The sequence below is a fragment of the Candidatus Viridilinea mediisalina genome (assembly GCF_002532535.1).
Taxonomy (GTDB): domain Bacteria; phylum Chloroflexota; class Chloroflexia; order Chloroflexales; family Chloroflexaceae; genus Viridilinea; species Viridilinea mediisalina.
Window position 1 is genome coordinate 15,251 of record NZ_NQWI01000063.1, and the last position, 12,238, is coordinate 27,488.

A 12,238-nucleotide genomic window follows, 5' to 3' on the forward strand; every position below is an offset into this window, starting at 1 on the left:
CTTTTCAGACAGCCTCTGAGGTAAAAAAAGGCACTACCGCCCCGCCCGCACCTCTTGCCCCAACAGACCCAAAAGCACGTTGTAGGGGGGCGCGTTCTCGGGGTGCAACTCGAAGCGGGCGCGCTCGAAGTATTGCACCTGGTATTCATGCCCATCACTCAACTGCTCGCTGATCAGGCCGGTGAGCGGCAGGCCGAAGAGGGCGAGGTTCTCGCTCTCGCTAAAGCCGGGACGCCCGTCCAGTTCAAGGCCATTGGCACGCCAGGCGGCCAGAATCTCGCCACAGACGTTGCGCCCCGTCTCGGCGAAGAAGCGGCAGCCAGCCTGCGACGTTTCGACGGGCACCGCCTGCCAGTCATAGCCGCGCTGCGCCAAGCGATCGGCACCGAGCCGCCCCAACAGCACATCGTAGGGTTGCGGGTTGGCCGGGTGCAACTCAAGGCGGTTGCGCTCGAACCACTGCACCTGGATCGCCCGCCCCTCAATCACCTCCTCGCGCTGCTCCGTCAGCGGGAAGCCAAAGACCGGCAAGCCGCCATTCTGCTCCCAGTAACTGCGGATGCGCCCCGCGATGCAGAAACCCGTCTCGGCAAAACAGCGCTCATCGCCAGCCGGGGGCGGCACCGGCTGCCCCGATGCCGGGCGCGACCAGTTGGGGGAGCGGCTATCGTCAACGAGCTTAAATCGCCCTGATCCGTCGGCGTTGATGATGAAAATCCCATGGCCTTCCAGTCCCATTCCGTAATAAGCTAGCCTGCTGCCATCGGGCGACCATGTGGGCTCATAAGCCTCAAAAAAATCATCTTCGCTGATCAAGCGAGCCTCGCTAGACCTATCAGCGGGCATTACAAACAAGAAGCCAACATCACCAGCGGTATTAGCGATGAACGCCAAGCGGCTACCATCGGGTGACCATGCTGGGGCGCTCCCTGCAGTTACGAACTGAGCAGCACCGCCATTTTTATCAACTATATAAATAGCTGAGTAGTTATAATGATATGTAACACCTTCTCCCTCGCGTACATCCACAGACGAGAAAGAAATTCTATTCCCATCAGGATGCCAAGCAAGATCAGCGATCCAATTTGGCCGCTCGTTATTAAGTTGAAAGAATATCGGTATTTCAACAATGTCTGATCCATGAGAACGCATCGTGAAAAGCTTGCTTGCCAATTCATTTCCGCTTTCGCTATAAATAAAAGCGATGTGTTGACCATCAGGCGACCAAACTGGCTGATATGCCCAATTCAACGTCGTCAGGCGTCTGATGTTGCTGCCATCGGCTTGCATGACATAGATGTCGCTGTGCCATGCATCGGCTCTAAACTGTTGATAGATCGAAAAAGCAATCTGGCTCCCATCCGGCGACCAGACCGGATAAGCAAAAACGCCTTGGGTGTCAAACGAGGTCAAGCGGGTGAGGCCACTCCCATCGGGATTGATGACCGAGATCGCACTCTTACCCTCCGCTTCGTGGTACGTAACAAACACAATCCGCCCCTGATCCGCCTGGGCCTGCACGACGGGCGCTGCGGCGGGTAGCACCGCCATGAGCGCCAACACCAGGATAGCCAACACCAGCGACGAGCGTTGCATGGTCTCCCTCACTTCCTGTTAAGTTAGCCCCCAGAGGGGGCTTGGGGGCGGCTTCGCCGCGCCCAAAAAAACTCTTTTTGTGCCGTTTTGGCGGCTTCGCCGCCAAAACGGCACAAAAAACGGGGTTTGGGGTGTAACCCCAACTGCCGGTTGTAGGGCGGCAACCCTACACGTCATGCGTATTGGGGCGTAGCCCCAACATCCAGCAGGGAGCTTAACGTAAGCGAACTCACCCTCTAGCATACGCCCTTGCCCCCACGCCTGCTAGTGCCCTAAGCTCACGATTTCCTTTGTATTTGGTGAGATTGCCCCCCTCCCGCTGCTCATATCAGCTAATTCTCAGCTTACTTTCAGCAACATGTGCAACATGTGCTATAATCCTTCGTAGCCACCCTGGTGTGGCCTCTACCCTGTATGTAGAAAACAAGGAGGATCTCTTGCGATCTATGCGTACCCCCCTGTTGTGGTCGCGACTCGCCTGGGCCTTGCTGATTGTGCTCGTAGCCCTTCCGGCGAGTGTCGCTCAGGCCCAGAACCTCGAAGATGCCACGCTGCACAACACCGTCACGGGCCTTGCTCAGTCCGATGATGTGCTGAGCTTGGCTGACGGAAGTCTGACTCTTGCTGCGAACGCCCTACCCCCGCCTGCCTATTTGGGCAGCTTCCAGCAGTACGGCGTCCACACCTCAGCAACCCACCGTTTTGCCCTCCCCACAACGCGCCTTGCGCTCTCCTACCAAGCCAACATTCCCAATGGCAGCGCTGCGCTAGTTGATGTCCGTGGTAGCGTTGATGGTCAACGTTGGCTCCCCTGGGTCACTGAGTTGGCCCCTGGTGCGGTGGTTGGCTTTAGCCAGCCGATCCGCTACGCTCAATATCGTGTCACGATGATGGGCAGCTTTGGGCTCGCACCAACGGTGCGCGGTCTCAGTTTGGCAACCACGAACAGTGAGGCGACAGTGCAGGCCGCCTCGGTGAATACCTACGCGATTGCGCCGACCTTCCGGGTGCGGGCGACGCGCCAAGGTATGGTTGGTGGTCGTACCGCCAATGGCTGGATCATTCCACCCCGCGCCCGTTTTGTTGCCCTGCCCTCAACCACTGCACTCTCGTCGCGGGGCGGCCATGAATACCAAGTACGGCTCACCTACCGTGGGCGCAGCGTCGTTGTGCCGGTCTATGACGTTGGCCCGCACAATATCCGTGACGACTACTGGAACCAGGTGCGTCGTGGCTTCCCCGACCTGCCCTGGGGCTGGCCGATGGATCATGCCGCCTTCTACCAGGGCTACAACGGTGGCCGTGCGGCCCATGGCCGGGTACGCTTCCCCACCGCTGTTGATGTTGGCGATGGTGCCTGGCTTGAAGACCTCGGCATCGTGGGTGACCAAGCGGAGCTAGAGGTGACCTTCCTCTGGTTGGGGCAAGACCCGGCTGCGGGGCCGCCTGTGCGCGATCCGGCGGCCAGCGAGATTGTGGTTGACGAGCTGGACGGCGACTTCTGGAAGAGTACGCTGCTTGGAGCCAGCGCCATGGGCTGTGGCGAAAACCACCATGCCTACTGGGCCCGCGCCGTTCCCGAAGCGCAGGCAGCGCCAGTCGGGCGTTGGCAGCCACGCATCCCGGTCGAAGGGCAGTACGATGTCTACGTGCATGTCCCCATCTGCCCCTCACGCACAGCAGCCCTAGCGCAAGCGCGCTACATCATCAACCACCGCGACGGTGCCCTTGAGGTACTCGTCAACCAGCGCACCCAGACCAGTTGGGTTCACCTAGGGCGCTACACCTTTGCCGAGGGCAACGAGGGCTTTGTGCAACTCGGAGCCGTTGGCGAGCGTGGCGCAACCGTCTGGTTCGACAAGGTCAAGTGGGTGCGTGTGGGCCAGTGACGAGTGACAAGTGACAAGTGACAAGTGACGAGTGACAAGTGACAAGTGACGAGTGACAAGTGATGAGTGACGAGTGATGAGTGACGAGTGACGAACAGGGCCACGGCTACGCCGTGGCCCTGTGACTTTTCCATCCCGTTTGCGCCATGAGGTAGTGCCGACTTTAGTCGGCATCCGGGGGTTGTCGGCGACCTCAGCCGACTAAGGGAAGCGGATGTTGTTGATTGCCCCGTTGCTTGGCCACCCTGAGCAAAGGTTCGTAGGAACATTCCTGTTTGCGCCGTAGGTAGTGCCGACGTTAGTCGGCTCCCATCGCTGCCAAAGACCTCAGCCGACTAACGTCGGCCCTACGATGCCTGCGAATATGTGCTATTCAGCATGACAGGCTGCTGGGGTACCTAACAATTTCTGCTTCCCTAAAGTCGGCACTACGACGGTAAGTAAAAAAGTGAGGGTGTAGGTTGTGGCAGCTTCGCTGCCACAACCTACACCCTCACTCGTCACTCCTCACTCGTCACTCCTCACTCATCACTCTTCGCTCCGCTCTTGGATAACATAGAGCAACTCGAGCAAAATATTCTTGACACTATCGCGATCCGAAGCAACGCAGGGCAACACCTTAACGTGAGGTGGCTGGCGCAGCGCCAGACGCAACTCATCAGGCGACCATGCGTTGGGCCGATCCTGCTTATTCGCCGCGATCACATAGGACGTATCGCGGTAGGAAACAAAAAAGTCAATGATGCGATTCGTCTCACGGAAGGTCTCGGGGCGGGTACTATCGACAAGGATCACCAAGCCAAGCATCCCTTCCGAGAGAATCTCCCACATGAAGTCGAAGCGCTTCTGACCAGGCGTTCCGAAGAGGTGCAGCACGAGATCGTCGGCAATCGCAATGCGACCAAAGTCCATTGCAACCGTCGTCTCCTTCTTAATCATCTTGGTGTCATCGGTCGCACGTCGTTCAGTCGAGACGACCTCAATCTCGCTAATCGCCTTAATGAACTCGGTCTTCCCCGCGTTCACGGCCCCGCTGATAACCATTTTTACAGTCTGCACACCAGCCCTCCGCTATGGTCTGTGCCCTGGCTGAAGCACATCGGGTGTTACATGCCTTTGATGCGATTGATGATGCGGTTCACCAGGCTTTTCTTGACCCTGGGCGCATCCGCCGCGCTACGGCCAACCGCGACGGACGGTTTCTTCCGCACCTCGACCAACCCGGCAGTCAAGAAGCCATAGACAATCCGACAGACATCAAACTCGCTGAGGCTAGTCTTACGGGCAATCTCAGCGAGCGTATCCTTGCCATTGATACGGGCGAAGATGCGCCACTCTTCGGGGGCAAGTTTTACCCCTTTAGCCCGTTCATCAGGTTGATCGAGGAAGCGCACGATCATATCGGTTGAGGGGATGCGGTCTTTAATCCGCCCCCACTCATCAATACGGCGCACGCCCTCCATAATCAGGTGGTCAACCGAAATCGGAATGGGAACAACGGGCGCATCAGGTGCGGGGCGTTGGTTCTGTTCAAAACGAAACTCGCCCTCAGGCCAACCGAAGAGGCCATAGACCGATTCTTCGGTGAAGCCCTGCAGCACATTCTGGATCTGCTCACGCGACGCAATCTGGGCATCAACAATCACTTGCGTGAGCGTAAGCCCATTACCTTGCGCCGTGAGGTTCTGCCGTACCTGATCGAGTTGATCGCCACTAAGCAACCCAAGGCGCACCAGCAGATCGGCCTGCTGATCCTCAGGTTTGCGGGCGGCCATAATCAACTTGCCCTTATCGAAGAAGAGCAGGGCCGTCTCCTGTTCGTGCGAAAGGTGGAGGCCGCCGGTCTTATACCCGCGATCCACGAGGTAGAGGAAGTCGGAGAGGCCAAAATCCCTGATGTTACCTACCAGCGCCATGGTACTGCCCTCCGGAGGCTAGCGCGAAGACCGGTTCAGTCTCGACGGTGGCGACGCCATCGGCCTTGAGTACGGGCACGAGGGCGGCGATCGCGGTCGCTATCATTGCGTCATCGGGCTCGCGCGTGGTGAGATACTGGGTCGAGAGTGCCGGCGCGAGCAGACGGCGCACCCAAGGTCGGTGATAGTTCGCAGCGGTCAGACGCAGGAATTCTAGGGCTACAGCGGCAACCAAGGGAATGAGTACCACTCGCGCCCCGACCCGTTGCCAGAACGGGAGGACAGCCACAGCGAGGAAGATCACAAAGCCGATCAGTGCGGCTACGACCAAAAAACTAGTGCCACAACGCGGATGAATGCGTGTGAAAGATCGCACTGACTCGACTGTCAAGGGCGCACCAGCTTCGTAGGCGTTGATCACCTTATGTTCCGCTCCATGGTAGCCAAAGACCCGTTGGATGTCATTGAGCCGACTGATCGCATAGATATAGGCTACCACAAGGCTCAGGTTTATCAACCCTTCAATCAATTCGCGGGCCAAAAGCGGCAGACCAAACTTGGTATAGAAGTGATTAGCGACCATCGAGGGCAGCAACACAAACACACCCAAAGCGATGAGCAGCGCACCACCAAAGATAGCCCACTGCATCAAGACGGGTAGTTCTTCCTCTTCTTCCTCAATCGCCACCGTGGCCGAGAAGTCGAGTGCTTGTTTACCGATACCCAGCGCCTCACGTAGCCCTACCAAGCCACGAATGATCGGCATACGGGCCCAGACGCTTGTAGGCGTCCCTTGGAGCGGGAAGTGCTTATAGACGAGTTCGCCATCAGGACGACGCACCGCCACGGTAGCCTGATGACGCCCACGCATCATCACGCCCTCTAGCACTGCCTGGCCACCATATGCAAAACGCTGTTCGTTCATCGGCTCTGTTCGTCGTCGTACAACTTGATCGTACCGCCCGCGTACATCTTACCACCGCTTATCATACCACGCTCCCGCGTGGTCTGCCAGACATCCCATAGGGAAAGGTTCAGGCAACGTTACCGTTTGAACGCACGCAGAGCGTCCTGACGCCTCACACCTATATCCAATATCCAGTACCCTGTATCCTTCCCATAGCATACATGACCGATCTTACCACAGTATAACCAAATACTGGCAGGATGCGTCATGCTTCCCCGCTACGTTCCTGTTGGGGCGATGGTTGTTCGCTACTCCCGTTGAAATCACGACGGGCGAGGCTGGTGGCGGCAGCACGCACACCAGTCGCAAGACTCGCAATGCGGATTACTGGCGAAACAACCCGCTCGGCCACAAAGGTCGTCGAACCCGTCACCGTATGGGCAGATTCGCGCGCATTGTTGGCCAGCGTTTTGGTACTTTCGAGGACATCGTTCAGTTTCACCAGGGCATCATCAAGTTTAGGCAGCACATTGTTACGGGCGAGACGTTCAAGTCGGTTCAAGGTATAGAGCAACCCAACCAGCACGGCAATCAGGATCACCACGCTCAACAGCATGAAACCGCCCAAAATGATGATGAAGATGTCACGAAAGGCTTCACGTACCCCCACCGGCGCTAGGGCTAGGGCGACGATAAAGCCAATGAGCAGGAGTGTCAGCACCCCAAGGCCGATTCCAATCCACCTGAACACAATAGCCCTCCACGCTTGCCGCAAGCTCCAAGCATTACACAGCGGTGTTCTGGCCCGGCAATGTTGCCGATTATATCATACCCGTAGGCGTGAAACAACTATGAGCAGGAACCAAGCCAGCAATACCGCTTCAAGCACGGGTACGCCCGCCGGATGGGGTAGGGCCAATGGCAGCCGCAATTGCAAGCCGAAGGCCAGCAGGCAACCCACGCAGGCGGTTAGCCAAAAGACTGGCAATTGTTGCCAGCGCCGCCCCAACAAGACATGGGCCAAACTGGCGCAGGCGGTTGCCAAAAGCAGAATCAGGATGGTTGCAGGTGTCAGCATACTCCTTGTATTATTCCATCCTTGACGTTACAACGCAAGTGTGGTATAGTCGCCTCATAAGCGACCATGAGGAAGAATTGGGCTTCTATGCCACATAGCGCCAACAACTGGTACTTCTTCTATTTTACCGGCCCACATACGGCTAGGTCGCTTCGTACTGTCTAACGTATTTACATGACAGAGACTCTGAAAGGGCGTGAAGCGACAAGCTTCACGCCCTCTTTGCGTCTCCAAGCAGCGCAGGGAGGTTGCGATGACGGTTCGGTGTCGGGGGGTACGTGGGGCGACAACATGTGAGGCGAATACCCGTGAGGCGATTCTGGAGGCAACACGCGAACTGCTCGAAGAGATGATTGCGGCCAATGGCCTGACCAGCGACGAGATAGCGGGTGCGTTCTTCACCACCACGCCCGACCTGAATGCCGAATATCCCGCTGTGGCGGCCCGCGCCCTTGGGTGGAGCGATACGGCCCTGCTCTGCGGCCATGAGATGGCAGTACCAGGTGGGTTAGCTCAGTGTATTCGTGTCTTGGTGTTATGGAATACGACGCGCAACGCCAATGAGTTGCGCCATATCTACATCCGGGGTGCCCGCAATCTACGCCCCGATCTTAATCGTTAGAAGCTGTCTGAAAAGCTAGTGGGCACGCGTTGGAGTGCCGGCTTTAGCCGGCTAAAGCCGGCACTCCAACGCCAGTTCATGGATTTTTCAGACAGCCTCTTAGGAAAGGAGCAAGGAGATGATCGTGGTTATGCAAGCAGGTTCCGAAGAACAATTGATCGATGCGGTGTTGGAACGCTTAGAGGAACACAATTTACGGGGGCACTTGGTGCGCGGCGAGGAGCGGACGGTGATCGGGGTGGTGGGCGCGGCGATTCCGCCAACCTTGAAGGAGGAGTTGGCTCATTTCACTGGGGTGCAAGAGACGTTGCGGATTACCCAGCCCTACAAGTTGGTTTCGCGTGAACTGCGTACCCAGGATACGGTTGTGGATGTGCGTGGGATCAAGGTGGGCGCAGGCAACTGTGTGGTTATCGCTGGCCCCTGTTCGGTCGAGAGCGAAGAGCAGATCATGAAGACGGCCCATGCTGTGCGTGAGGCCGGGGCGACGATGCTGCGCGGTGGAGCCTTCAAGCCGCGCTCGTCGCCCTACACCTTCCGTGGTATGGGCGAGACGGGCTTGCAGCTCTTGGCCCAGGCCCGTGAGGAGACGGGTTTGCCGATTGTGACCGAGGTGATGACGCCCAATGATGTTGATCTGGTTACACGCTACGCTGATGTGTTGCAGATCGGTGCTCGCAACATGCAGAACTACCAGTTACTTGAGGAGGTTGGGCGTACCGGCATGCCGGTGCTGTTGAAGCGTGGCCTCTCGGCTACGATTGAGGAGTGGCTGCTCTCAGCCGAGTATGTCGCCGCCCAAGGCAACCCCAACGTGATCCTCTGCGAGCGTGGGATTCGTACCTTCGAGACGGCTACGCGCAATACCCTCGATCTGAACGCTGTCGCCTTGGCCAAGCGGCGCACCCACCTGCCGGTGCTGGTTGACCCCAGCCACGGCACGGGCAAATGGTACCTAGTGCCCAACCTCACGCTCGCCGGGATTGCCGCCGGGGCCGATGGGATTATCATTGAGGTTCACCCCGACCCGGATCGGGCCCGCTCCGACGGTGCCCAGTCGCTCAGTTGTGAAAACTTCGCTGCGTTGATGCCGAAGATTGTTGCGGTTGTGAACGCCGTTGGGCGCAAGATGTAGCCCTTGGGCAAGCGTAGGGCTGCCAGCCTAAAACCCGCTGGTGGCTACGCGCCAAACCTGCTTTTTGCGTTCGTGTTGGCGGCGAAGCCGCCAACACGAACGCAAAAAAGTTGTTAGCGCGAAAAAGCCTTGGGTTGGCAGGTGACCTAGCGGTGGCTTCGACAAGCTCAGCCACCGCGCCGCTGGCTCGGTGGTTGAGCTTGCCGAAACCAGCCTGTCGAAGCCAAGCGGCGCGGCCCAGGACTTTTTCGCGCTAACAAAAAGTTCTGCGGGGAAGACGAAGCCTCCCCCGATCCCCCGCCGGAAGGCGCACCACAACCTTTGTGAACAAACCCTATCTTGACTTTCGTGGGCTCTAAAACGTATAATAGGCACGGTTTTGCCAGATTGTAGCGGTGGAGTAATACGAGCTAATGAATTCTCAAATTAAACTTCGTAATGGAATATTTAGCGCAGTAATCATTGTTTTTATCTTCCTTATTGCCTCCCAGCAAATCCCGGCTGCTGCCGCGCCGTTGGCCCAGGCGCTTGTGTCGGTGGATCCTCCCAATGCTACGGCAGAATTAACTCCCAACACAAGTACAACCGTGGTCTTTAACGTCACCAATAATACTGGCGAAGATCGCACCTTCAATGCAGCCTTTAGTGGCATTCCCAGCGGCTTTAGTGTAACCCAACAGGGTACCGTGGCGATTCCCGCGAATTCATCAGCTCAATTTACTATTATTGTGGCTTCAACTGCTGCGAATCAGACTCCAGGCAACTATGGGCCGGTGACGGTCGCCTTTACTGGTACCCCACCATCGGGAGCGAATGTGACCGGCTCGGCGACGATTAATATCACAATTACTGGGGCGACCTTTACGCCTACGCCGAGCGCCACGGGTACGCCCGTGCCTGCAACGGTGACCCCTACGGCTGGCCCGGTCTGCCGTGATGGCTTTGAGGATGATAATAATCCGGCCAGCGCCAAGCGCATTGATGTCAATACCGCCCAATTGCGTACCATGTGCCCCACCGGCGATGAGGATTGGATCTATTTCGGCGGGGTTGGCGGTAAGGTCTATACAATTGATATTTCACGCCAAGACCCCGGACTCGATCTGACGCTTACATTGTACGACCCTGAGTTGAACCAGATTGCGTTTAATCACGACTTCTTCCTACGCGATCCAGCTAATCCCAATCCTGGTGATACACGACCGCGCATTACGATCCGTATTCCGTATGATGGAACGTATTACATTCGTGTGCGCGATGCCGCCGGGCGCGGTGGGATTGACTACTTCTACGAGATTGCGCTGCTCGATGAGAGCGCTGGCCCTACCCCCGACCAGGTTGATTTTGTCTGTCTTGATATCTTTGAACCCGATGGTCTGCCAGAACAGGCGCGCCTGATTACCTCCAATGAAATCCAAGAGAATCGCAGCCTCTGCCCGGCTGGTGATGCCGATTGGGTGACCTTCTTTGGCAAGGCCGGTAAACGCTACGTCATCTATACCGATACGCGCCGCTACCGAGGCCGCATTGTGGTCAATGGTGAAACTCAAGCCGGCGCTGATACGGTGATGGTCTTGACTGATCGTGATGGCGCGACAATTCTTGACTTCAACGATGACATTCCTGGCGGGAATACGCTCGACTCCCAGATCGAGTTCATTCCTGAAACAGATGGCTTCTACTTTGTGCAGATCAAGAACGTTGGCGATATTGGTAACCAGTTCATTCGCTACGATCTTGTACTCCTGCTCTGTCTGCCCGGCCAGACCACCTGTGGTCGGACTTCGATCGCCGACGCACCAGTGAATCCGATCACGCCGCAGCCTACGGGTACCCCGGCAGAGGAGTTCTCGCTCGATCCAACCAATACGCCGGTTGTGCCAACGGCAACCCCAACCCCAGAACCGGAAGAACAAGCAGAAGAATAGAATTGTGCGACGCGACCAATCCCGTGAGTTGGCAGCGCTGATCGGCATGCTCGGTGAGCAGGTGCGCCCGCGTATGGCTGGTTCACCTGCTGAAGCAACCATGGCGGCGTTGATCAACGGGCGTCTGCGGCGCTATGGCATGGGGGTCGCTACCTATCCGTTGCGCGTGGTGACCAAACCGGGCTGGGGCTATCGCTTGCTTGGTTTGCTGGGCTGTAGCGCCTTTGGGTTGAGTCCCTTGCTGCCTTGGCCTTCACTCTGCTTGGCGCTTTTGGTGCTGCTTGGCTTTGGGCTTACGTTGCCCCCCTTGGGCCGCCGTGCGGCCAGTCAGACGATCATGGGCGTGCGCGCGATTGAGGGCGCGGCTGGTTTGGCCCCACGGAGCCCGCGCTGGCGTCTGGTCGTGCTGGCTCCCCTCGATAGTCCGCTGACATGGCAAGGTTTTCAAGCCATCGCGGGGCCAAGTCGGGGCGCTGCGTTGGGCCGACTTGCTGTTGGCTGCTTGGTCTGCCTTGGGCCGCTTGCCGCACTGCTGCTGCCCGGCGGTTGGTGGCTGCTGGGACTACCAGGGGCGTTGGGCTGCGCCTGGCTGCTACTCGCCACCCTCCAACAACCCACTGCGGCCCTGCCTGATGGCAGCCTGCCTGCACTGGCGGCGCTACTCACCCTAGCCCAGCGCAGCCAACGGCTGCAACAGGTTGAACTCTGGCTCGGTGCTGTAGGGGCCACCAGCAGCGATCCGCGTGGCATGACGCTCATTCTGTCACACCTGCCCTTTGATCACTCCCAAACGCTCTTTATTGCCCTCGAACAACTTGCGGGCGCTCAGTTGGGCTGTGTGCTGCCGCCCCAAGCAACACCGTTGCTACGCCAAGTGACTCAAGGGCTGCGGCTTCCAAGCTGGTCGCCACAACACCAAGCAACCCAAATCGCCCCGCTACTCCAGCGCCACGGCTACCAGTGTCTGAGCATCGTCAGCCAAGCAGCAGCAAGCGTCCCACGCGAACCCGACCCGCAGCTTGTCGAGCAGGTGGTTGGCCTTGTGCTGGCTCTGATGGAACAGTTGGATGAGCAGGGATGAGGGATGTAAGGATACGGGATACGGGATACGGGATACGGGATACGGGATACGGGATACGGGATACGGGATACGGGATACGGGATACG

11 protein-coding genes are annotated in these 12,238 nt (G+C 57.8%); 5 read left to right on the top strand and 6 right to left on the bottom strand.

Annotation, left to right across the window (positions count from 1 at the left end; genetic code table 11):
- Positions 1-33: 33 nt before the first annotated feature.
- Positions 34-1,596, bottom strand: coding sequence for a PD40 domain-containing protein (locus tag CJ255_RS13510; RefSeq protein ID WP_097644633.1), 1,563 nt, complete (start codon positions 1,594-1,596; stop codon positions 34-36).
- Between the two features lie 446 nt (positions 1,597-2,042).
- Here CJ255_RS13510 and CJ255_RS13515 point away from each other — a divergent pair, with 446 nt between their 5' ends.
- Positions 2,043-3,485, top strand: a complete 1,443-nt coding sequence (locus tag CJ255_RS13515; protein ID WP_097644634.1) for a DUF8814 domain-containing protein — start codon at positions 2,043-2,045, stop codon at positions 3,483-3,485.
- A 528-nt stretch (positions 3,486-4,013) separates the two neighbouring features.
- Here the strand turns inward: CJ255_RS13515 and CJ255_RS13520 are convergent.
- The 5 genes from CJ255_RS13520 to CJ255_RS13540 form a co-directional block, all read right to left on the bottom strand.
- The gene (locus CJ255_RS13520) at positions 4,014-4,544 is read right to left on the bottom strand and encodes a GTP-binding protein (RefSeq protein WP_097644635.1); all 531 of its coding nucleotides are present in this window, start codon (positions 4,542-4,544) and stop codon (positions 4,014-4,016) included.
- Positions 4,545-4,591: 47 nt separating this feature from the next.
- Complete coding sequence (locus CJ255_RS13525) at positions 4,592-5,401, bottom strand: DUF4388 domain-containing protein (protein WP_097644636.1); 810 nt, start codon at positions 5,399-5,401, stop codon at positions 4,592-4,594.
- Positions 5,385-6,326 carry a DUF1385 domain-containing protein gene (locus CJ255_RS13530; RefSeq protein WP_097644637.1) on the bottom strand — a complete coding sequence of 314 codons (942 nt, stop codon included), beginning with the start codon at positions 6,324-6,326 and terminating at the stop codon, positions 5,385-5,387. The genes CJ255_RS13525 and CJ255_RS13530 overlap by 17 nt, the downstream gene beginning before the upstream one ends.
- Before the next feature lie 247 nt (positions 6,327-6,573).
- Positions 6,574-7,059, bottom strand: a complete 486-nt coding sequence (locus tag CJ255_RS13535; protein ID WP_097644638.1) for a hypothetical protein — start codon at positions 7,057-7,059, stop codon at positions 6,574-6,576.
- 75 nt (positions 7,060-7,134) lie between these two features.
- Positions 7,135-7,386 (bottom strand): hypothetical protein, encoded by a 252-nt coding sequence (locus CJ255_RS13540; RefSeq protein WP_097644639.1) that lies wholly within the window; start codon positions 7,384-7,386, stop codon positions 7,135-7,137.
- Positions 7,387-7,639: 253 nt separating this feature from the next.
- Between CJ255_RS13540 and aroH the strand changes: the two genes are divergently transcribed.
- From aroH to CJ255_RS23590, 4 genes are all read left to right on the top strand, one after another.
- Positions 7,640-8,008 (top strand): chorismate mutase, encoded by a 369-nt coding sequence (gene aroH / locus CJ255_RS13545; protein ID WP_097644640.1) that lies wholly within the window; start codon positions 7,640-7,642, stop codon positions 8,006-8,008.
- Between the two features lie 130 nt (positions 8,009-8,138).
- On the top strand, positions 8,139-9,143 hold the full coding sequence (gene aroF / locus CJ255_RS13550) for a 3-deoxy-7-phosphoheptulonate synthase (protein ID WP_245863395.1): 1,005 nt from the start codon (positions 8,139-8,141) through the stop codon (positions 9,141-9,143).
- A gap of 413 nt (positions 9,144-9,556) precedes the next feature.
- Entirely contained in the window at positions 9,557-11,071 is a 1,515-nt protein-coding gene (locus CJ255_RS13555; RefSeq protein ID WP_097644642.1) for a pre-peptidase C-terminal domain-containing protein, read from the top strand.
- Positions 11,072-11,075: 4 nt separating this feature from the next.
- Positions 11,076-12,152, top strand: coding sequence for a hypothetical protein (locus CJ255_RS23590; protein ID WP_097644643.1), 1,077 nt, complete (start codon positions 11,076-11,078; stop codon positions 12,150-12,152).
- Positions 12,153-12,238: the final 86 nt, after the last annotated feature.